We start from the raw sequence: 21114 nt of genomic DNA, 5'->3' as shown, positions 1-21114 counted from the left end.
TCTCTTAGGCTTTATGTCTAATTCTCGTAGTGCCACGATCGTCCTTTTTACCACCGTATTTATTGATCTGATCGGTTTTGGAATGATCATTCCCTTAATCCCTTATTTGGGACGCGAACTCAGTCACAGTCCCTTTAAGGCAGGGCTTTTGATGGCGATCTACTCTCTTATGCAATTTATCATTAACCCTTTTTGGGGCCAACTCAGTGACAAGTACGGGCGACGACCTATTTTGCTTTTAAGTCTTTGCGGAGCCAGCCTTAGTCATTTGTTTTTTGCCTTCAGCAGCACCTTCTGGATGCTGTTTTTTGCCCGAATGTTTGCGGGAGTTTTTGGCGCTAACATCTCTGTAGCCATGGCCGCGATGGCCGACTTAAGTGATGCCAAAGGGCGTTCGCAAAAAATGGGTTTGATCGGCGCTGCCTTTGGTTTGGGCTTCACGCTTGGACCATTTTTCGGTGGAGGCTTAGGTTATCTTGGAGGGTACATCTCTTCCACGGCCCCCTTTGGAGTGCAAACTGCGGCTCTGGGCGCAAGCCTGATCTGTATGCTTAACTTTATTCTAGGATACTTCCGACTTCCAGAGACGTTAAACCCAGAGGCTCGTCGCCCTAAAAGTTTGAGCCTGGAGCAACGACTTACGAATATTTTTTTGTATTTTGAAAATCCCACCATCAATAAACTGCTCGCCATCTATGGTATGAACACACTGGCTATGGCTCTGATCGAGATCAGTTTGTTTTTGTTTGTCAAAGACCGCTTTGATTTAGATTTGATTCAAGCGTCTTTTGGGTTCGCGTATATCGGTCTTATCCTTGTCTTCACTCAAGGCTACTTGATTCGCAAACTGTTACCGAAATACGGAGAGCGGTGTCTGATTATTTTTGGTTTAGGACTTTTTATCGTCGGCTCCGCAGGGATCGCCTTCTCATTCCACATTTTAGTCTTGGGATTTTTTGTAAGCCTTTTAAGTTTAGGCCAAGGCCTATTGTCCCCCGCTCTCACTGGCAGCATCAGTCTTTCAGAGTCAGGCGAACATCAAGGCCAAATCATGGGCGTCACCCAATCCCTAAGCGCCCTAGGCCGCATCTTGGGCCCTTTAGGCGCAGGTGCCATTTACAAGTTCTCACACATAGGCCCCTTCCTCATTTCAGCAAGCCTGGCAGCACTAGCCTGGATTTTATTTACATTCATCCAACACAACCAAAAATCCACAACACCCAACCCATAAACTCACCAAACACCAAACACCAAACACCAAACACCAAACACCAAACACGCCACTCTCAATCCCCACAAAACTCAACCCCTCAACTCACAGAACGTTAAGCCACTCTCCACAAAGCTTCACCAAGCCCAATCCAAATTTCCACTGGATAAAGTGGGTCCTGGTTTTGGGGACTCCTAATTTCTTTATATATGGTCGAAATGCGAGTTCGGCTTGGCGCTGTTTTGCGAACGCAAAACTGTGCCAAACGTCACTGTCTGAGCATTTTGAGTATATATAAAGAAATTAGGAGTCCCCAAAACCAGGACCCACGCGTTCTAGAGATTAAATTTAGGTTGAGCTTGGTGAAGCTTCTCTTGGATAAGATCGTCTGCTGTTTTGTTCATGGCACTGCTGCCCGCAAGACTTTGGTTGTTGACTTGGGGACGCATAGAGCTGGGCTCGATCTCTGGGTCGGGCATCATTTTTTTGCCTTGTTCTAACATAGCAATATGAGATTGCATGAGAGCGCGCAAATTATTTTCAAATTGGATTCTGACTCTTTTTAGGTCTGAAACGTCTTGATAGATTTGTTTTAAAGAGTCTTTAGCTTCACGAATGATCATGTCGGCTTTTTGTTTAGAGTCTTCAATGATCAACTTGGCTTCGCGCTCAGAGTCCACACGGATACGGTCCGCCATTTTAGTGGCATTCGCAATCGTGTTCTTTAAAAGCTCGTCTCTGTCTTTGTATTCTTGGAGCTGAACTTCTACTTCCTTCACTCGACGACGCGCTTCAGAGCGTTCTTGGTTAGCTGTTTCCAGCTCTATAGAGATTCTGCGTAAAAAATCAAACACTTGCTCAGTATCTAATCCACGCATTTTTTTTCTAAAAGTTTTCTCGGTCACTTCAATGTTGTTGAATTTCATATAGTTTCCCACCCTTACAGAAAAAATCTTATGCCAATCAAGACTGACGAGCAAGTTGAAGATTTCTTAATAATGCATTTTCAAAACCAATACGCAAAGTTCGGTCCAAATCCATCGATCTAAAGGACTCTAACCCCTCGGCGGTGACACCTTTTTTAGATGTGACCTGCTTCTGTAGCATGGCAAAGTCTTCCTCTGACCTTTTTGCAAGCAAAGCGGCTGCCATAAAGGTTTCTGTGACCATACGACTAGAATCTTCAAAGTTATAACCCTTTTCTTCCAGCCACTCCTGCCAAATTTGCATGAACTCTAAAATAAAACCAATGCCACTGCTGCAAGCGACCATTAACGCATTGAATAACTCTTCGCTTTGAGCCAGAACAGGCAAACCAATGGGAGACAAAATCTCGCGCACAAGGGCATCATGAAGATCTTGTGCCTCTTCATTTTCAAATAAATACCCCACGACACCCTGTTGGATTTTAGTGGCGGTGGAAGGCATCACTCTGACAATGGCTTTAGGCCTTGGGATAAGGGCTCTTAAACTGCGATGATCAAAACCTGCTGCCAAACTGATCACCATTTGGTGCTCTTCAATGCCTTTACCAATATTTTCCAAAAGTGTTTTTAAGTCCTGAGGCTTCACTGCTAAAAATACGATGTCTGCCGTCTCAATCACTTCATCCGAAGAGGCGCAGGCCGTGATTCCCCACTTGTCCACCAACTTATCCACTTTTTCAGAAGTACGACTGGTTAAAAGTATTTTACTGGGGTGAATAGTTTGTGTTTCTACTAAGCTGCTGATCACCGCATTGGTCATAGTCCCCGCACCGATAAAACCTATTTTTTTGGCTTTTAAAAACGGAGAGGGTTGCGGTAAGTTTTCCATCAATTCATTTTTCACTGTAACTCCATGAATAGGCTCTCATTAAAAGAGTATAGTAAATGCTTGCTTTTAGCGAAGCACATCACAGCATTTGGTTGTACTCCGCCCAAAACCATTCAATGGGAAAACCAATTACATTGTTCACAGAGCCTCTGACTTCCTTGATAAAATTATGGCTCTCGTCCTGAATGCCATAGGCTCCTGCCTTATCCATGGGACTACCTGTTTGAATATAGTCCCAAATTTCTTTTTCCGTTAAAACACGAAACTCCACCTGCGACTCTTCACAATGGTGAGTCCAGACCTCAGTCTTGGTGTTGTACAGGCAAACCCCCGTATACACCCTATGAGTCCGCCCTGACAAAAGTCGCAAAAATTCAGCCGCCTGCTCTTCGGTCTGGGGCTTTTCCAAACACCTTCCATCTATAGCCACTGTGGTGTCTGCTGTAACTGCTAGAAAATCTTGATATTTTAGAAATGCTGCACTTGCCACAAAAGCACGCATTTTATCTGTAGCAATTTGAGACACGGCTTCAGCAACATTCAGGTTTTTATCAATAATTTCCGATATTTCTACTGTCTCAATGTCAAATTTGAGACCTGCATTTTCGAGAATCTTTTTTCTTCTTGGAGAAGCAGAAATTAAAACTATATGCATTTTTAAGGAGCCTTACAAATTATGGGTTTTATAGAAGATTTCAGTCTCATATTTTTGATTGGCGGTCTACTCTTAGCAGGCTTAAGCGTATATTTATTTATCAAAGTAGTTTTTAAAACCAACGGAGAAACACAAAGTTTAGCATGGGCCGCAGGTAATGAACCTGCAAAATCTAAATCGCCCATCATTAACTTTTCTCGTCCACTTGTTCATAACTTTACAATTCAATATGCACCCAGAGTAAAAAGCAAAGGTTACCGAGCCAGAGTACACAAGAAGATCATTACAGGAGGCTTAAGTGCAGAGCTGAACGTAGATGAATTCATTGGCATGCAAATCCTTTGGGGCATCATGTTCCCTATTTTGGTTTTTCTTTTGAACTTCACTTTAGACCTTGGACTTTCGACTCCGATCTGTGTGGTCTTAGGACTTCTGGGTTCAATGTTTCCTCACATGTATGCCAGCTCTGAAAAGAAAAAACGTTATCAGTCTGTCATCTTGGATTTGCCTTTCTTTGTTGACCTCTTGGCTTTATCTACCAAAGCGGGCCTAGATTTTATGGGGTCCATTCGTAAGATCACAGAAAAAGCTCAGGGCAGCGTTCTCGCGGAAGAGTTTGCAATTGTGCTTAGAGACACTCAACTCGGTAGTACAAGAACCGAAGCCCTTCGCGCCATGGCAGACCGACTTGATATGTCTGAAATTACCAGTTTGGTGGCCGTGATCGTCAACGCCGAAAAGACAGGGACAGCTATTGATAAAGTGTTAAAGGATCAAGCCGATCAGATGCGCTTAGAAAGATTCGTACGCGCAGAAAAAGCGGGAGCACAAGCCTCACAGGCCTTACTGATTCCCATCATGCTCTTTATTGTTCCTGCCGTGTTCATCATGGTTCTGGCCCCCGTTGCCTTAAGCATGCAAGGAGGCGGCTAAGATGAACGAAACACAAAGTCTTGTGCTGAAAAATACATCGAAGAATTTAACCTTGGCTAGTCATGTGGAAGTGGCAAGCACCATCGAAGAGCGCGCACGAGGTCTTTTAGGCAGAGACACTCTGCCAGATAAATACTGTTTATGGATACATCGCTGCCGAAGCATCCATACATTCTTTATGAGGTTTCGTATTGATGTGATCTTTGTGGATCAAAATTTAAAAGTGACCGCCGTGAAAAAAAACCTGCCCAAGTGGTGTTTAACCTGGGGGGGCTTACGAGCCAAATCATGTTTTGAATTCAAAGCATTTAGTATCACCGAATTGCAAGTAGAAAAGGGAGACATCTTGTATGTTGGCAATTAAAATTTTAACTGGACAGCAAATGGGGAAAGTCATCCCCATTAAAGAAGGCCCATCCACTATTGGTCGTGCGCCTGAGTGTGACATCATTCTGCCTAGCACAAATGTTTCTAAAAAACATGCGCAGTTTGAAAGACATGGTAACGTCCTAGTTCTGACAGATTTAAAATCCACCAACGGAAGTTTTGTCAACGGAATCAAAGTAGACTCCGCCAAAGTTCATCCAGGTGACAGAATCAGTTTTCATGACATGGTGATTGAAGTGATCAGTAGCGGAGCGGCTGCCGTGGGCGGACTGGTTCCTTTTACTGGCGGCAATAGCGGTGGTGGCGAAAGCTCTCTGGCCATTTCCGAAGTCCAGATCGCCTTAGCACCACAACTTGAAGAAGAAGATATCATTCAGCCCTATGATCCTCCTGTGGAAGTGTTTAAGAAAAAAGCCAACCGTTATATGGAAACTGTTGTCTTACCTGGTATCTATAAACTTCCTGAAATTTTGGATTTCCAATGGGTGATTGGAGGATTCTTTGTCCTGATGGTTGTGATCTGCACAAGCTTGTCGGTGATTCCTCTACTGAAGATTTTAAAAAGCAGTATTGAGGAAGCCAGTCGCAGAAACGTTTATAATATTGTCACCGAGATGACTTCAAAAAATAAGGACGCTTTACACAAGAGAGTCTTTTCTGGGGTGGATCTAGATGAAACCTTAAGACGCCAAGGTGTAGAAAGAGCCTTCATCACCGACGTTCGAGGAGAGATCATTTTACCAGCAAGATATGCAGGAAAAACTCCTACAATTAAAAACTTCCATACAGGAAGAAAACTTGCGGGCACAACACCTTATATCGAATTTACAGACTCTAAAAATATCTTAGGCATTCAAGCCATCAGATATTACGACGCCAAAAAGTCTATCGAAACCACTCGTTATTACAGTGTGATTTTATATAACGTAGACGCTCGAATGATGGACCCCAATCGAACCTTAAGTTTGTTCGTACAAACTTTGGCCTTATCATTGGTTGCAGCACTGATCATGTACTTCTTTGTTTCACGTTTGATCAGTTACCCTATACGAGTTTTGAACAATCAAATTGACCACAAACTACGTACTGGTGAAGACGTGTTAAAGAGTCCGTTCCAATACCGACCCTTACAAAAGTTGTATTCCAACTTAAACAGTGCGCTTAACCGTATGCCTGACAATGATTCTGGCCAACAAGTGGTTTATGAACATGATCGCAGTCGCGAAATGCAAAACCTAGTTGAGCTGATGGCCGACCCTGCTGTAGCTATTCGTGCCGTAGATGAAATGGTCGAAGGTTACAACTCTGGATTTGAATACAAAACAGGTCTTAAAAATTTAGCAGGAACAACTGTCAACCAAATCGCAGAACAATCTCTTAAACTTGCAATTCTAGATTTGATTGAACGAGTCAAAGAGACTCCAGACGATATCGTTCACAATAACGATTTCGAGTTCTCTGGAGAGCCTTATCAAATTGCCCTGCAAGCCATTTATGGTGCTACTTCTATTGCCTACTATATTGTGACGTTTATCCCTGTGGAGGGTGAAGGATAGTGAACCAGCTCGCCCCACGGACTTCTTTTAATAACTCTTTAAGCACAGAAACCAATCAGGATTCTGAGGTTAAAAGATATTTTTTAAGAATCAATAAGGGGTTTGAAAAAGGGGCGGTCTTCCAGATCAAATCCAATGAAGTCTTGATCGGTCGCGACCCTGCTAATCACATCCAACTCAAAAATGATGCAAAAATAAGTCGTAAACATTTGCGACTTATTTTTTCTAATGGCAAGTACATTGCCCAAGACGTTACAAAAAATAACTTCATCACTATCAATGGGATTAAAGTTAAACAAGCTGAACTGAAACACAATCAAGTTATTGGTGTTGGAGATCACGATCTCCAATTTATTGTATCTTCTGATATCACCAAGAATAAAACCGATGCGGCTCCTGCTGCAGGTGGAAACAAGAATTTTAAAGTGATTATGATTGTGCTGATCTTGTTGGGTATGGGCTACTTTTTATTTTTTGAAGAGGCTCCAAAATCAGGACCTATGGGCCCTCAAGAGAATATCGAAAACACTGAAATCGTAGAAAAAAGAATTGATAGTATTGACGACACCATCTCAGAACTCGACCAAGCTATTAAAAGTTCAAATAAATTTGATGAAATTGGACGAAGTGCACACTCTATTTATATCCAAGGCAAACGCGACTTTGATCGTGGCAAATACTCTTATGCCATCACCTCCTTCCAAGCTGTGCTCGCTTTAAATCCTGATCATGCCGAGGCCAGACGGTACCTTCGACTGGCTGAACAATATTTTAACGATATTTTGGAAATCCAGTTCAAAGACGGTCTCGCTAACAAAGATGCCAACCGATATGATTTATGCAAGGGTGCAATGAAAAACATCATGAATTTGATCAACGACCCTGCACATGAAAGGTATAGAGAGGCCAAAAAGATTTTTATGGAATGTGACCTAAAAGTTACTTCAGGAGGAGGGTTTTAATGTATTTATTAAAATGCTTTCTTGATGGTGAACTGCATAGCGAACTTACTATTGAGCCAGGAAAAGAGCTGATCATTGGTCGTGACGCCAGTTGCGATATTCAACTTGAAGCCTATCCTGGTATCTCTAGAGAACATTTAAAAATCATCCATCTTGGCGAAAAGCTTTTAATCGAAAGGCTTTCTCAAGCTGGAAAATTAGTGGTAGATGGACAAAGCGAACGCTCTGTTGAAACCGTAGACCATCTTAATTTCTCTATCCCTCCTTATAATTTTGAAGTTCAAGCCGAACGCGCAGAAACTGAAGATGCGGCTTCTTCATCAAATAAAGACGACGCCTCTGGTGATGATTATTTCCCTCAACGCCAAAGAGAGATGGATGAAGATGCCCCTGTGGGTAACTTTGAAACCACTTCTGTCAGTCGACAAGACCTTATTGGTTTTATCAAAAAGATTGTTCACGATAGAATTGTAGAAGAAACTCCACTAGAAGGACACAAATGGAAGTTTGGACGTTCTCCCACCAATGAATTTTTTGTAGACTACACCAAAGCCAGTCGACAACATTTTGAAATCTTTAAGCTTAACGACAGTTTTTATATTAAAGATCTAGGAAGTTCAAACGGTACATATTTAAATGGTCACCAGCTCCCTGCCAATAATGAAATTGAATTAAAAACAGGAGATATGATTTCAATCAATGAGTACAAAATCATTTTTGAAATCAGAAACCGCACCCATGAACAGCACATGAGCAATCTGCCACAGGTTCACACTTCCTATGGGGCTAATTCTTTGGGTAAGGTGAACACAGATGATTCTGCTGCGGCTGGATTTGCTGTTGAAAAGATCAAAAACACCAGCCCTTTAAATATTTCCACTTGGGATAAGCAGAAGAAATTTCGGGCTTTTCTAGTTTCTGCCATTGTCATTGGTGCCACTATATTTTTGATGCTGCCCGATCCTTCGCAAAAAGAAAATACACTTTCCAAAGAACAACTTGCTGCTGAAGCTCGTCGACGTGAGGAAGAAAAATTTATCGAAAACGCCAAAATTGCGGCTTTACAGTATATGGATCAAGCCAACTGGTCACACTGTATTGCTGAGGTTCAACGTATTCAAGAGATTCGCCCAGACGATTCAGATGCCAGTGAAATTGCACTAAGATGTCAAACAGCAATGGAAAGGCTTGAACGACAAAATCAATTAGAACGTCAAGAACGAGATCGACAAGAGCTGCAAGCACGAGTCACAGCCATTATTGATGGATGTAGGGATAAAGTCGAAGACGGTGCTGATGCCGTTGAACGATGTCTACAGCCCGCTATTGAATTGAGCCCAGAAAACGAAAACATCGCTGTACTTTTAGATATGGCCCAAAAGATCGACATGGAAAGAGAAGCCGAAGCCGCCAAACGCGCCGAATACTTAAAACGTTTGAATGCTGGAAAGGCCGTACTTAAAACTGCCGATAAATTTAAAGACAAAGAAAACTGGGAAGAAGCCATTAAGTGGTATAATAAATATTTGAGTGTGAAACATCCTGATCCTCAAAACATGGATCGTCCACGCGCACAAAGAGAGATTGCCTCTATTCAATCTGCCCTAGCCAGTACGCTCAACCGCGCGCTAGAAGAGGCTCTAGGATATTTTAACCAAGAGAATTATCGTGACGCAATTATCTCCGCTCGCAAAGGACTTGCCATTGATCCTTATCACAAAGAACTTGTAACCGTAGAACAAGACTCTTTAAATATCTTACGCGCCGAGATTCGTTCTATGTACCAAGACAGCATCATCATGGAAGACCTAGGAAAAATTCACACAGCCATTTCTAAATGGAAACAGATCATCGAAAAAGATGTTCCTGGCGAAGATTATTTTAACAAGGCTTCATCCAAACTTAAAATTTACGAAACAGAAATTTGATCGGACAGATATGAAGTTTACAGATATTGGTTACAGAGGAAATTTTTTACAGCTCCCGCCTCATGCCAGAGTCAACGCCGACTCTGGAACTATCATGTTAGGAACCAGTTATGGTGACCCAAATCTGACAGAAACAATTTTTGAAGAGTGGGACAGAGAGTATTTGTCTTCAAACCAAGACTTAGACATCACCTCACCCTTTCCTAAACTGACCTGCTTAGATGGTGTGGCCAACCGTATTTATACTACGGTTTTGTATCTGAATGACTTTATTTATAATCAATACAATAAAGAAGAGTACGCTGAAGCTTTTGAATTTATTATTTTACAAAAGTTCAACTCTCGTCTTTACTGGGCGCAAATCGGTTGGCCCATGATGTTTCTAAGTGCCCCTAACCACATCCGTCCATTAGACTCTAGCACTGGATTCAGAACACTGACTCCTGATCAAGCCCCCAATATTCCCAGCAACTTGCTTGGCATTGAACGTTCGGTAAATTTCCGCATCGAATCGGCTAACATTAAAGACGATGAGGAGATCTTTTTTGTAAAAGCTAACTCCATCCCGTCCCACTTCTACTCTCACCTTAATCAAAGCAATGAAGACTTATTGAAAATTCTATATCAAGAAAATCCAGATCAAGGTGCCTGGCTGGGAAGAGTAAGCTTTCGTTGAAGCTATTCCAAGCAAAAAGACAAGCAAGGACTTTAGTTTTTCATCTAAGACTCATGGCTGAACAAAGTGCTTTCTTTGCTTGTTTAATATAAAGGCCAGCTGCTATTAAAACTAACGTAACAGTCTAATTTTCACTTAGCAGACTGTCTAATTTTTCTTTGTCTGATTTTTTAAGTTGCAAATAATAAAGATCAAATTCATCGGGCTGAATTCCCATCTCATAAATTTTAGCACTCGATAAAAAAGTTCGCCAATTGTCTTGCTGTAAACTCTCGCGTTGCTTTCTTTGCAAGAGCAAGGTTTTTAATTCTTCTTCTAAACCCACGTTGGAGGCACTTTCATTTAAGTACCTCCACGAATAGTAAACCACATCACTTTGGCATTCTTTGGGCCATTCTTTAGTGGATTTTTTAAATAGCAATTGGCATTGATATTTAGTTCTAGGAGAAAGGTTGATCTTTTTTCTTAAGCAACTTCTAGCTGCTAACTCCCATTTATAATTTTTGGATTTTTTAGCAATATCTAGCAACCAAGTGCAGTCTTGATTGATAATGGCAAGCTGAGCTTTCCAACCCAATAGCTCTTCACTCTGGGATTGACGCTCATAAAGAGCAATCAGGTCCTCTTTGACCTCTTGATAATTGTACCTTTCCCCACTCCAAATTTTTTTCCCAAGGCTCAATTTTTCAAGCTCTGCAGATGTAAATTGATTTTGTCCATCAGAGTTTAGCCACGCCGCCACCTTGATGAATGACAGCCATCGATTTTCTGGAATTTGTCCATCAGGCAAACCCGATAAGTGTCGCCCCAGTAAGGTATTATAAATTTGCATCTGTTTATTTAAACCCACCCTATATTGATCTTCGACAACTAAGTACACTGGTGAATACCCATATCTCCAGTCAGGCCATCCTGATTCCACAAGCAAGGTTCTTTTGAGTTTCGGAGCTGTTGTCCGTTGTAAAACATTTTTAAACGACCCTTTGTTGAAAAATTCTGAAGTGGTCCCTTGAGGTGGAGTACTGCCCGCAAGATCAAACAGAGTCTGTCCCAAATCCACCAAAGATACGTTCTGGTCCACTAGAAAACTAATGTCTTTATCTCTGGGTTTAGTGGCTGGCTTAAAAAACATCTCTATTTTTATATTGTCTTCAGAAAGGTCAATAACGGGCCACATGCTCTCTGCTGAAGCCTTTAACGAGCCCTGTAAACCAAACACCACAACGTGAGTGTTATGCCATCGCTTATTTTTTTTAAGATTTTGAAACAATTGCGTCAGGTTTTTCTCTAATTCCTCAAAACCCAACCCCTCCTGATCCTCATGCCGCAGAGTGGGGATATAGAGCACGGCAAAGCTAGGTTGAGAGTCTTTAAAAAACCATTTTGCAAACGAGTCGAAAATAGCACTCATATTTTTAGCTTTATGTTCGTGGTTTCCACTAAAATCAAAAAAAGACATAAAGCCTTTTTGCAAACCAATATAACTCGGAATAGGATCGCCTCCAGAAAAGAATGCGGTCTCATAGTTTCTGTCGTAAAAATCTAAGGCAATGCTTCTATGCTTCGAAGACAAATAGTGATCAGAATGTCTAACCCCATGCTCAATCGGATACAACCCCGTCAACACACTGGTGATGCTGGCCGCAGATTGAATTGATGTTGTATAGGCATTTGTAAAACGAATAAAATCCGCACAGAGTTGATAAAAGGCCCCCTCACCCCGATCCAAATATTCTGGACAAGATAAGGAATTCCAACTGAGACGATCTACACCAATCAAAATGTAAGAAGGCGTCTGTGTGGTCGTAAACAGACAACCCGACGCAACAAAGGCGAACCCCACGATCAAGCTTGTATTTACCAGTATTGTCCTGATATATTGAATGAGGTCTGCATAATAAGATAACAAGGATTTTATGTAGTACACAGTTAAATTCTCATTCCTCTGGAGAGCGCATGGCATTGGATTCTTTTACACAGCAATTTTTCTTGTTTGCACAACTTGGACACAACCTTACATTATATTTACTTATTTTGTTAAGCATCTTCAGCATTGGTTTTATTATCGAAAGATTTACGTTTTTTAGCAAGCTTAAGAAGAGCCTTTCTGCTTATAGAAGTGCAGCATCGGATTCCATCTTAAAAAATAGCCCTCAACCCTTAAAAGACTTTGCCAGTAGCACTGAAGGTTATGAGAGCGAAGCCATCCAGTTGGGAATGAGTTATGTTCAGCAAGATGGAACCGAAGGCATTTACGAATACATCGACAGTTACAAGCAAAGTATTCGTCCACAGCTCGATCGTTTTTTAAATCCTCTGGCCTCTATTGGCTCTAACGCCCCATTCATCGGACTTTTAGGTACGGTATTTGGAGTGATGGAAGCTTTTCAAAATCTAGCTATCAGCCAAGGTGAAGTGGGCTTAGTGATGATCGGTATTGCCAAAGCATTGATGGCGACTGCCATTGGTCTTTTTGTTGCGATCCCTGCTACAGTAGCTTTTAACACCTTCCAAAAGAAGTCTCGTACAGTGCTAGAAAATATCGACAACATTCGTGACCTGTGTGTGGCACAGAAGAAAAAGCTTTAGTTTTTTTATACAAAGGATAACTTTATGGGACACCACAGATCAAATTCCAATTCTGATGAACCAATTTCAGAGATCAATATTGTGCCCTTTGTGGACATTCTTTTAGTGATTTTGATCATCTTTATGGTGACAGCTCCTATTGCCATGCAACCTTCTCTTAAAATTCAACTCCCTGAAGCCGCTTCCAGTGACAAGACTGAATTCACACCCTTTCAAATTGTTGTGCAATCCAGAAATGCCATCACTTTGAATGGTCAACCCGTCGCCTTTGAACAGCTTCGAGCGCTGGCTGAGTCCTACAAAAACGAAAACCCTATGGGACAAGCTGTAATCTCTGCGGACGAAAGCGTGCCTCATGGTGATGTGATTTCTATTCTTGACCAAGTCAAGCTAGGCGGAATCCAACGTCTCGCCTTAAGCACACAAAGCAAATAGAATAATCCATTTAGTGCCCATCCCCAGAAAACTCACGAGCCCTTGATGAGCATAAAAGATCAATTGTTTTTTATTTATTTTTTACGAATCAGGTCAATTAGATCTTGTCGTGGGGGAACCCATGGGACTTGCAATGTGACACATCTGACCTCAGGGTCTGTCACATCAATCTTTGTGAAATTCGACTCTCGTTCAAAACGCATGTCTTTATAGACATACTGCTTTTCACGCAAGGGAGCGCGAACAAATTGCAGCCACTGGTCTCTTTTGCAGTTTATGGCCTCAGAACCTAAATCTTCAACCAAAGACTTTAAGGGTGCCGAATGAGTCTCTTCCACATAAACCTCTTGAAATGTATGTACATTTTTACCGTGCCGTAGGTTTTTATAAACAGCATCAGGGCAGGAAAATACTCTCGCAAACGAGTTTTGATACACTCCTTTTTTAATCATATAAACAGTTTCTTGATCGGAACTGACCGTTAAAAAGTTCCAACAAAAAGGGTTAGCAGGCATAGGACTTAAGATCACATCAAAGATTTTGTAGGCCGCCAGAGAAGGTCTGGACTCTGCGGCATACACCTGACGATAAGCTTGCGTACGTGCCAAAGCAAACCCTTGGACAATCACCGCAGCACTGATCAAAGCCACCAGCGATTTACTGACCTCAGACTTTGTATTGAGAATCAAAAGATAAAACAAGAACAGCAAACATAAGAAACTAAATGTAAAAAGGCTCACGTACTGGGCGCGGTAAGCCAAATATGCAATGGTAATAAAAAAGCTTATCCCCACAAACCACGATAAAGCTTTAACCTTCGTGCCCCACGTAGAGCACCACATATCTTGAGTCCAAAACTTAGGAATAGGCGTAAAAAGCATAGGCAGCATCGTAAACCACAAAAGAGGCTCAATGATAAAAAGATTATCATTATAAAACCACTTGCTATTAAATGGTGCGAAGGGGTGCACACCATAGCTGTTTTGATAATCCAAAAACAGATGCAAACACATGTTCACACTGACTAGACCCACACCTGCAAGGATGACTTTTTTATCCTTAATTCTAAAACCTAAAATAGAAAGCAAGAGCAGCAAAAACACCTGTGGTACCAGATATAAAAACGTATGAGTGTGACCACGATGGTGCAACAGATACCCCAGTGGACCTGGGTCAATGAGAGACATTAAAATATCTAAATCTGGAAAGTTGGCCGCAAAAATAGAAACAAAATACAAAAAAACTGTGACTCTTTTATCCTTCTTTTTGTTGATCTTAGAATTTACATATTTCGCAGTAGCGATCCCAAAAAGCGAATGCGTAATATTGTCCATGTACCTTTCTCCATTTTTTACATACAACAGTTCAACATGCTTCTAGTGCATTCTTAATCTGAAATTATAACCACAGTAGGCTCTCCTGTGTATCTCAATTTCATATCAGAATGTTGAGAGGGGCCAGTTTGCTGGGTGTGATGTGAACTCGGATGTCAGCTGGCAAGGCCATGGAGTTTTTAATTATGACCTCGAACCTCTTTACCTTACTGGTTACATGGAGTGGTCAGGACATTAAACTGAGCATCTTTTCTTGCAGAGTTTGATCTAAATTGAGGTCTGACAGATTCAAAAAGTCTTCGATGTAACCTACCGCATTGGTGCTGTAACCACAGGGTTGAATCCCCTGAAAAGAAGCCGCGTCACGCGTAAGGTTGATCGCGCACCCATGATACGTGATCCATTTGCGTACAGCGATTCCAAATGCCGCTACTTTTTTATCTGCGATCCAGATCCCACGATTTAAAAGCTTTTTACCCTGTTCGTCCCATGTCACATCTTCTTTAAGATGCACATCTGACAAACCCACTTCTTTTAAAGTTTCAAGTACGGCAAGTTCAAAGGTTTCCAAATAACTCATGACATCTTTAGGACGTATCTTTTTACGCCCTTCTTGTCTTAGGTCGATGATGGGATAAATGATTCTTTGTCCTGGGCCATGATATGTGGCTCTGCCACCACGACTGACATGCACAACATCCCCTTGCCACTCTTGCACATCTTGCGCTTGAGTAGAACGTCCTAGAGTCACGACTGGAGGATGGCTACAGAAGATCACTGTATCAGGCACTTCATGCTGGTGACGTTTTTCCACCAACTCCTCCTGAAACAACAAAGCCTTATCATAACTGATAAGGCCTTGATCTGTGAAAATCATTTGGGGTGCGAGGTCTGACATCAGCTCTCACTCCTTAATGGTGCATGGTACTTTGAGCTGCAGATGTAGGCTTCGTTGCGCCTGTTAGTGGCTTTTGAATGATATGCACCGCATGTCCCAATGCGGCTTCAGCCGCTTCCATCATAGTTTCACCCAAAGTTGGATGAGGATGAATAGTCATCGCTAAGTCTTGCAGTCTGGCACCCATTTCAATCGCTAAAGCCGCTTCAGAAATTAAGTTAGACGCTTCTGGCCCCACAATGTGTACACCCAATAGGATATCTGAACTTGCATCAGCAATCATTTTTACAAAACCATCTGTGGCCTGCAAAGACACTGCCTTACCATTTGCTGCAAACGGAAACTTTGCAATTTTTAAATCTGTAAATCCTGCCTTTTTACATTCCTCTTCTGTCATTCCCGCAGACGCGATTTCTGGATCAGTAAAGATCACAGCGGGTACGGTCTTGGCATCATAAGCTCTATTCTGACCTGAGATGATTTCAGCCACCATCACACCTTCATAACTGGCCTTGTGAGCGAGCATAGGTTGCCCAGCAATATCGCCAATGGCATAGATGCCAGGAATGTTTGTGCGTCGTTTTGCATCAACCTGTATAAAGCCTCGACTATCAATCGCCATACCCAATTCTTTCAGACCCAATTGGTCAGAGTTGGGTTTACGACCTACAGTGACCAACACTTTATCACACTCAAACTTTTCTTCTTTACCTTTACTTTCTGCAACTACGATCACCTTGTTGCCTTTTTTAGAGTATGACTTCGCAAAAGTTTCGTACTGCAACTGCACGCCTTCTTTTTTAAGCTTACGTTCCACAATCGCTACAGCTTCAGGGTCAACAACGCCCGCAAGCAAAGCCTTGCCTGCTTCAAGCACAACCACTTCGCTACCTAATTTACGTAAATAACTGCTGATCTCAAGCCCAATATATCCCCCACCAATCACCACAAGCCTTTTAGGAACTTCATCTAAATCTAAGGCTCCTGTTGAACTCATGATGGTCTTTTCGTCAAACTCAAACCCTGGGATCTGAATAGGTCTTGAACCTGTAGCCACAATATAATTTTTGGCTTGGATTTCCACTTCGCCTTTACTGCTTTTCACTGTTAAAGCTTTGGCAGATGTGAAAGTGGCTTCACCTTCAATGATCTCGACTTTGTTGCCTTTTAAAAGTTGGGACACACCACCAGACATCTTTTGCGAAACACTTTCTTTCCATGCACGCAAAGTCTTCATGTCTAAATCCACTTTGCCAATTTTGATTCCCATAGTGGCCGCTTTGTTTTGAGCACTGTCATAAAATTTCGCCGCAGAGATCATGGCCTTTGAGGGGATACAGCCTACATTTAAACAAACACCACCCAAGAACTCACGTTCAATCACGCAGGTTTTTAAACCCAATTGCGCACTACGAATAGCCGCCACATAGCCACCAGGACCTGCACCAATCACACATACATCATAGCCCATCTTAGTTTCTTTTTTAGACACTGGTCTCTCCTTAAAAATGAAAGTCGCTTGTTCAATGCCCCTACCTTCAATTCAGTAAGGGCTTTTTGGTTTTAAATCATTTGCAGCATCAACTCGCTAGGATTCTCAAGTTTTTTAATGAACGAAGACAAGAAGTTGGCCGCCACAGCACCATCAATCAAGCGGTGGTCCGCAGTGATCGTTAAGTTCATCACTTTCGCCGCACGGAACTTTCCATTCTTCATCACAGGTTTATCCACAATCTTGTACATGCCTAAGATAGCCACTTCAGGATGGTTGATAATAGGTGTGGCATAGTTACCACCCACACTGCCAATGTTTGTGATCGTAATAGTGGCTCCACGCATTTCTTCTAGTTTTAATTTTCCTTGTCTTGCACGGTTGGCTAAGTCAGAAATTTCTCCGCTAAGTTGTAGAATAGATTTGTGGTCAGCATCGTGAATCACAGGAACCATCAAACCGTTTGGTGTATCGGCCGCAAAACCAAGGTTGAAATACTTTTTGTAAACGATCTCTTCAGCTTGGTCGTCGATACTAGAGTTAAATGCAGGGAACTCTTTGCAAGTCGCAATAAGAGCCTTCATCACAAACGGTAAATACGTGATCTTTACACCGTACTTCTCGCCCACAGGCTTGGCTTTTTCTCTGAATTTCACCAACTCAGTCACATCAGCTTCATCCATCAATGTGAAGTGAGGAATCACATGTTTTGCCATTTGCATGTTTTCTGCAATTTTCTTTCTAACACCACGAAGAGGCACTCGCTCTTCTTGGGCTCCAGAAGTAGATCTGAAAGAAGGTTTAGGAATCTCTAAAGTGGGCATAGATTTGTTCGTTGCAGAAGGCGCTGAATAAGAGGCTCCAGATGCTCCGCTTCCTTGAACAGAAAGCACATCTTCGCGAGTCACTCTGCCCGCTAAACCTGAACCTTGTAATTGATTGATATCCACAGATAACTCTCTAGCCAATCTACGAGTAGATGGAGTAGCAAGCACTTTAGAATCTGCCGCTGCAGGGAAGACGTCGGCCGCAGGAGCTGCGGACATCATGGATGTTGCAGGAGCTGTTGCTGCCGCAGGAGTCGCCACAGGTGCCGCGGCTTTAGCTTCTTCGGCTTTCTTAGGAGCTGGTGCGCTTGCTGCTGCTCCGTCAGAATCCAGCACTAGCATCACTTTACCAATAGGAATCATGTCCCCTTCTGACACCTTAAGTTCTTTCACTACACCCGCTTGCGATGTCGGAACTTCCACTGTTGCTTTGTCTGTCATCACTTCTGCAATGGGTTGGTCCTCTTCGACTTTATCGCCGACAGCGACGAGCCACTTTACCATTTCCCCTTCAGTAACACCCTCACCCACATCTGGTAATGAAACTTCTATTTGTGCCATTCTTTTCTCTCCCTTGTCGTTTAACTTTATTCTTAATTTATTTTATTTATTTAATGTTTTCTCTAAGGATTGGCGACGTTGCTTTTCAACCATGCCTTTCATAAAAAATTCGCCCGCGCGATATGAACTGCGCACAAGCGGTCCACTGGCCACGTATAAAAAGCCCATGTCCTCAGCCGTTTTCTTCCAGTATTCAAACTTCTCTGGTGTGATGTACTCTTGCACTTGCAAGTGACGTTTTTGCGGTTGAAGGTACTGTCCAAAAGTGACCACATCACAACCCACTTTTCGCAAATCCTCTAAAGTGGTTTGTATGTCTTCTTGATTTTCTCCCAACCCCAGCATGATTGAAGACTTGGTATACCTGTCAGGGTCCATGTCCTTAACCGCAGCTAACACACCTAAGCTTTGATCGTAAGTGGCACGTGGGTCACGCACAAGCGGTGTCAATCGACGTACAGTTTCAATATTGTGGGCAAATACTTCTGGTTTAGCATCCACAATCTTTTTAATGAACTCACGATTGCCCTTAAAGTCTGGAGTTAGAACTTCAACAATGATCTTTTCGTTGAGCATCTTGATCAACTCTACAGTTTCCGCAAAATGTCCTGAACCTTCGTCTGGCAGATCGTCACGATCCACACTAGTTAAAACCACATAATCTAAATTCATTTTTGAAATGGCGTAGGACACTTTTTGAGGTTCATCAAAATCCACCTCGCCTTTAGGGTTCCCCGTCTTCACATCGCAAAAACGACAGCCTCGTGTGCACGTGTCTCCCAATAGCATCAGCGTGGCCGTTCCTCCACCACTCCAACATTCAGAGATGTTAGGGCACTGAGCCTCTTGGCACACAGTTGCGAGGTTGAGTTCTTTAAACATTTTTTTAAGCTCTAGATACTTCGCTCCCGAAGGTGGACGCATTTTAATCCATGAAGGTTTGGGCATAGGATTGCGACCTGAGGGTATCTTTTCGAGTTTGTTTTTCATACCCCTTTATCTAGTCATTTTACACGGATTTGTCAGTAATAATCCCCTCTGAAACCCAGAATATGCGACAGAGTGTGCTCCGCAGTGTGCGTTGCGGCATTTTGGTTTTATCCCACAGCCGCATAGGTTGTCATTTCAGCCCAACTGTTTAATAAAAGTTTAAATATTGCAAAGGGTTATCCAAATGAAGTTAGAGCAAAAGTTAATCAAAGGGGTCTTTAAAAAACGCTACAAACGCTTCTTTGCGGATGTCGAAGTCGATGGACAAGTTGTTACCGCTCACGTCCCCAACACAGGAAGCATGAAAACCTGTTTGCAAGAGAACGCTCCGTGCTGGCTGACCCACAACCCTGACCCCAAACGCAAGCTCCACTGGACCTTAGAAAGAATGGTGATTGATGGCTCCCAAATAGGGGTCAACACCAGAATTCCCAATAACCTCGTCTTTGAAGCTTGGGAGAATGGCATTGTCCCTCATTGGACAAACTTTGACCGCGCCCAACTTGAAGTCAAAATTAACTCTCAGTCTCGACTTGATCTTGCGCTTTGGAATTCCAAAGAGGTGCCACAAGATCTCACCAAACTCAAAGCTCCCTTCAACGATCTTAAGTTGCATTTTGTGGAAGTTAAAAATGTCACCATGGCTATGGGATCAACGGCATATTTTCCAGATGCTGTAACCTCTCGTGGAGCTAAACACATTGAAGAACTGCTCACCCTTCAGGACTTAGGTCATACTTGCGAAATGGTCTTTGTGATTCATCGCGAGAACATCACAGACTTTGCCATTGCTAAAGACATCGACCCCACTTACAACGCTGCACTTCTTCAGGCACAAAAAAAGGGCCTTCAAGTGACGGCCCTTCTTGCAGAATTTGATAAGGATCAGGTGCAACTGACTCGACTGTTAAAGTAGCCCAGTCGCCATGGGATCACCCCAAGTGGCCACCTCAGTTCGTTAGTTCTTTTGTAAATGACGATCAATCACTTCTTTGAACTTATCAAAAGGATAAGCTCCTTTTAAGAAAACACCATTGATGTTAAATGCTGGAGTTCCTCTAAGTTGGAATTTACCACTAGCTTCAGCAATATCAGCATTGATGGCCTCTTCGATCTCTTTGGACTCAGACAACTTGATCACTTCGTTGTACTTCGCACCCATAAGTTTACGAGCTTCAGATTTTAAAAACTCTGTGCCTGCTTTTTCGTCTCTTAATTTTCCTTGGTTTTCAAATACGATAGAGTTGAATTTATAAGCCTTCTCCACATCAAAACGAGTCATGGCTTCCATCATTTTTGATGCTGTTAAAGAAGCAGGAACACCTAAAACAGGGAAATGTTTATAAACGAATCTTACTTTATCGCCGTACTCTTTACGGACTTGCTCTAAAGTTCCTTTAGCACGACCGCAATAACCGCAAGCAAAGTCGGCATACTCAACAATTGTGATAGGAGCATCTGATTTACCTAAGAAAGGGCGATTCGCCACATCAGGTGACATGGGATTATTAAACGCGTCCTCAAGTTCTTGCGCCTCTTGTTTTTGAGCGTCTTCAGCAGCCATTTTTTCCATCTGTTCACGAGTAGAGTTTACGGCATTCATAAAACCACGAGGGTCTTCTTTGATAGCGTTAAAAACGATCTCTGGATTTTTCTTGATGGCGTTCTCAATGATTTTACCACAACCCGATAAGAGTGAAAGTGCGGCTACAGCTAAGATGATTTTTTTCATAGGTTCTCCCAAATAATTACTCAACTTTGATTCATAAAGTTAAGGTTGTCTTGTGTACACAAATGAGAATTTTATTACCTCTGATCACAGAACACAAGACTTCTTTTTCAGCGCCACGCATTTCCAGCCCCCAC

20 protein-coding genes are annotated in these 21114 nt (G+C 42.3%); 10 read left to right on the top strand and 10 right to left on the bottom strand.

Annotated features, from left to right (window positions below; genetic code table 11):
- The first annotated feature begins 13 nt into the window (after window positions 1-13).
- The gene (locus M9899_02785) at window positions 14-1231 is read left to right on the top strand and encodes an MFS transporter (protein MCO5113081.1); all 1218 of its coding nucleotides are present in this window, start codon (window positions 14-16) and stop codon (window positions 1229-1231) included.
- A 314-nt stretch (window positions 1232-1545) separates the two neighbouring features.
- Here the strand turns inward: M9899_02785 and M9899_02780 are convergent, their stop codons facing one another.
- The 3 genes from M9899_02780 to M9899_02770 form a co-directional block, all read right to left on the bottom strand.
- The gene (locus M9899_02780; GenBank protein MCO5113080.1) at window positions 1546-2136 is read right to left on the bottom strand and encodes a DivIVA domain-containing protein; all 591 of its coding nucleotides are present in this window, start codon (window positions 2134-2136) and stop codon (window positions 1546-1548) included.
- A 37-nt stretch (window positions 2137-2173) separates the two neighbouring features.
- Window positions 2174-3040, bottom strand: a complete 867-nt coding sequence (locus M9899_02775) for a pyrroline-5-carboxylate reductase (GenBank protein ID MCO5113079.1) — start codon at window positions 3038-3040, stop codon at window positions 2174-2176.
- Window positions 3041-3104: 64 nt separating this feature from the next.
- Entirely contained in the window at window positions 3105-3680 is a 576-nt protein-coding gene (locus M9899_02770; GenBank protein MCO5113078.1) for a Maf family protein, read from the bottom strand.
- A gap of 21 nt (window positions 3681-3701) precedes the next feature.
- Between M9899_02770 and M9899_02765 the strand changes: the two genes are divergently transcribed.
- Genes M9899_02765 through M9899_02740 form a run of 6 tightly spaced genes read left to right on the top strand, consistent with a single transcriptional unit; the run spans window position 3702 to window position 10122 of the window.
- Window positions 3702-4613, top strand: coding sequence for a type II secretion system F family protein (locus M9899_02765; GenBank protein ID MCO5113077.1), 912 nt, complete (start codon window positions 3702-3704; stop codon window positions 4611-4613).
- Window position 4614: 1 nt separating this feature from the next.
- A complete protein-coding gene (locus M9899_02760) occupies window positions 4615-4977 on the top strand; it encodes a DUF192 domain-containing protein (GenBank protein MCO5113076.1) in 363 nt (120 codons plus the stop codon).
- Window positions 4964-6556, top strand: a complete 1593-nt coding sequence (locus M9899_02755; protein MCO5113075.1) for an FHA domain-containing protein — start codon at window positions 4964-4966, stop codon at window positions 6554-6556. Before M9899_02760 ends, M9899_02755 begins: the two co-directional genes overlap by 14 nt.
- Complete coding sequence (locus M9899_02750) at window positions 6556-7518, top strand: FHA domain-containing protein (GenBank protein MCO5113074.1); 963 nt, start codon at window positions 6556-6558, stop codon at window positions 7516-7518. Before M9899_02755 ends, M9899_02750 begins: the two co-directional genes overlap by 1 nt.
- The gene (locus M9899_02745; protein MCO5113073.1) at window positions 7518-9446 is read left to right on the top strand and encodes an FHA domain-containing protein; all 1929 of its coding nucleotides are present in this window, start codon (window positions 7518-7520) and stop codon (window positions 9444-9446) included. Before M9899_02750 ends, M9899_02745 begins: the two co-directional genes overlap by 1 nt.
- 10 nt (window positions 9447-9456) lie before the next feature.
- Window positions 9457-10122: a hypothetical protein gene (locus tag M9899_02740; protein MCO5113072.1), complete on the top strand. Its 666-nt coding sequence runs from the start codon at window positions 9457-9459 to the stop codon at window positions 10120-10122.
- 124 nt (window positions 10123-10246) lie between these two features.
- On the opposite strand, the gene M9899_02735 is transcribed toward M9899_02740, so the two are convergent.
- Window positions 10247-12049, bottom strand: coding sequence for a sulfatase-like hydrolase/transferase (locus tag M9899_02735; GenBank protein ID MCO5113071.1), 1803 nt, complete (start codon window positions 12047-12049; stop codon window positions 10247-10249).
- A gap of 29 nt (window positions 12050-12078) precedes the next feature.
- Between M9899_02735 and M9899_02730 the strand changes: the two genes are divergently transcribed.
- Both M9899_02730 and M9899_02725 read left to right on the top strand, forming a co-directional pair.
- A complete protein-coding gene (locus M9899_02730) occupies window positions 12079-12711 on the top strand; it encodes a MotA/TolQ/ExbB proton channel family protein (GenBank protein ID MCO5113070.1) in 633 nt (210 codons plus the stop codon).
- Window positions 12712-12735: 24 nt separating this feature from the next.
- The gene (locus tag M9899_02725) at window positions 12736-13146 is read left to right on the top strand and encodes a biopolymer transporter ExbD (protein ID MCO5113069.1); all 411 of its coding nucleotides are present in this window, start codon (window positions 12736-12738) and stop codon (window positions 13144-13146) included.
- A 74-nt stretch (window positions 13147-13220) separates the two neighbouring features.
- On the opposite strand, the gene M9899_02720 is transcribed toward M9899_02725, so the two are convergent.
- The 5 genes from M9899_02720 to lipA all read right to left on the bottom strand — a co-directional run bounded on the left by M9899_02720 (window position 13221) and on the right by lipA (window position 19248).
- Complete coding sequence (locus M9899_02720; protein MCO5113068.1) at window positions 13221-14480, bottom strand: metal-dependent hydrolase; 1260 nt, start codon at window positions 14478-14480, stop codon at window positions 13221-13223.
- Between the two features lie 226 nt (window positions 14481-14706).
- Window positions 14707-15378, bottom strand: coding sequence for a lipoyl(octanoyl) transferase LipB (lipB, locus tag M9899_02715; protein ID MCO5113067.1), 672 nt, complete (start codon window positions 15376-15378; stop codon window positions 14707-14709).
- Between the two features lie 13 nt (window positions 15379-15391).
- The gene (gene lpdA, locus M9899_02710) at window positions 15392-16870 is read right to left on the bottom strand and encodes a dihydrolipoyl dehydrogenase (protein ID MCO5113066.1); all 1479 of its coding nucleotides are present in this window, start codon (window positions 16868-16870) and stop codon (window positions 15392-15394) included.
- A 71-nt stretch (window positions 16871-16941) separates the two neighbouring features.
- Window positions 16942-18258 (bottom strand): 2-oxo acid dehydrogenase subunit E2, encoded by a 1317-nt coding sequence (locus M9899_02705; protein ID MCO5113065.1) that lies wholly within the window; start codon window positions 18256-18258, stop codon window positions 16942-16944.
- Between the two features lie 42 nt (window positions 18259-18300).
- Window positions 18301-19248: a lipoyl synthase gene (gene lipA, locus M9899_02700; GenBank protein ID MCO5113064.1), complete on the bottom strand. Its 948-nt coding sequence runs from the start codon at window positions 19246-19248 to the stop codon at window positions 18301-18303.
- A gap of 184 nt (window positions 19249-19432) precedes the next feature.
- On the opposite strand from lipA, the gene sfsA reads away from it, so the two are divergent.
- Window positions 19433-20164 (top strand): DNA/RNA nuclease SfsA, encoded by a 732-nt coding sequence (gene sfsA / locus M9899_02695; protein MCO5113063.1) that lies wholly within the window; start codon window positions 19433-19435, stop codon window positions 20162-20164.
- A 42-nt stretch (window positions 20165-20206) separates the two neighbouring features.
- Here sfsA and M9899_02690 read toward each other — a convergent pair whose 3' ends face one another.
- Complete coding sequence (locus M9899_02690; GenBank protein ID MCO5113062.1) at window positions 20207-20980, bottom strand: thioredoxin domain-containing protein; 774 nt, start codon at window positions 20978-20980, stop codon at window positions 20207-20209.
- Between the last annotated feature and the right edge of the window lie 134 nt (window positions 20981-21114).

Source organism: Pseudobdellovibrionaceae bacterium (assembly GCA_023954155.1).
In the GTDB taxonomy this organism is placed as follows: domain Bacteria; phylum Bdellovibrionota; class Bdellovibrionia; order Bdellovibrionales; family UBA1609; genus JAMLIO01.
The sequence above is the reverse complement of the archived record's forward strand: the minus strand, read 5'-3'. Positions and strand labels throughout refer to the sequence as shown.

What these genes read in the sequence shown, in the direction of transcription:
- M9899_02730 (MCO5113070.1), top strand. Translation starts at nt 12,079, where the DNA reads ATGGCATTGGATTCTTTTACACAGCAATTTTTCTTGTTTGCACAACTT.
- M9899_02740 (MCO5113072.1), top strand. Translation starts at nt 9,457, where the DNA reads ATGAAGTTTACAGATATTGGTTACAGAGGAAATTTTTTACAGCTCCCG.
- lipA (MCO5113064.1), bottom strand. Translation starts at nt 19,248, where the DNA reads ATGAAAAACAAACTCGAAAAGATACCCTCAGGTCGCAATCCTATGCCC.
- M9899_02720 (MCO5113068.1), bottom strand. Translation starts at nt 14,480, where the DNA reads ATGGACAATATTACGCATTCGCTTTTTGGGATCGCTACTGCGAAATAT.
- M9899_02705 (MCO5113065.1), bottom strand. Translation starts at nt 18,258, where the DNA reads ATGGCACAAATAGAAGTTTCATTACCAGATGTGGGTGAGGGTGTTACT.
- M9899_02765 (MCO5113077.1), top strand. Translation starts at nt 3,702, where the DNA reads ATGGGTTTTATAGAAGATTTCAGTCTCATATTTTTGATTGGCGGTCTA.
- M9899_02755 (MCO5113075.1), top strand. Translation starts at nt 4,964, where the DNA reads ATGTTGGCAATTAAAATTTTAACTGGACAGCAAATGGGGAAAGTCATC.
- M9899_02770 (MCO5113078.1), bottom strand. Translation starts at nt 3,680, where the DNA reads ATGCATATAGTTTTAATTTCTGCTTCTCCAAGAAGAAAAAAGATTCTC.
- M9899_02690 (MCO5113062.1), bottom strand. Translation starts at nt 20,980, where the DNA reads ATGAAAAAAATCATCTTAGCTGTAGCCGCACTTTCACTCTTATCGGGT.
- M9899_02760 (MCO5113076.1), top strand. Translation starts at nt 4,615, where the DNA reads ATGAACGAAACACAAAGTCTTGTGCTGAAAAATACATCGAAGAATTTA.
- M9899_02780 (MCO5113080.1), bottom strand. Translation starts at nt 2,136, where the DNA reads ATGAAATTCAACAACATTGAAGTGACCGAGAAAACTTTTAGAAAAAAA.
- M9899_02725 (MCO5113069.1), top strand. Translation starts at nt 12,736, where the DNA reads ATGGGACACCACAGATCAAATTCCAATTCTGATGAACCAATTTCAGAG.
- M9899_02785 (MCO5113081.1), top strand. Translation starts at nt 14, where the DNA reads ATGTCTAATTCTCGTAGTGCCACGATCGTCCTTTTTACCACCGTATTT.
- sfsA (MCO5113063.1), top strand. Translation starts at nt 19,433, where the DNA reads ATGAAGTTAGAGCAAAAGTTAATCAAAGGGGTCTTTAAAAAACGCTAC.
- lipB (MCO5113067.1), bottom strand. Translation starts at nt 15,378, where the DNA reads ATGTCAGACCTCGCACCCCAAATGATTTTCACAGATCAAGGCCTTATC.
- M9899_02745 (MCO5113073.1), top strand. Translation starts at nt 7,518, where the DNA reads ATGTATTTATTAAAATGCTTTCTTGATGGTGAACTGCATAGCGAACTT.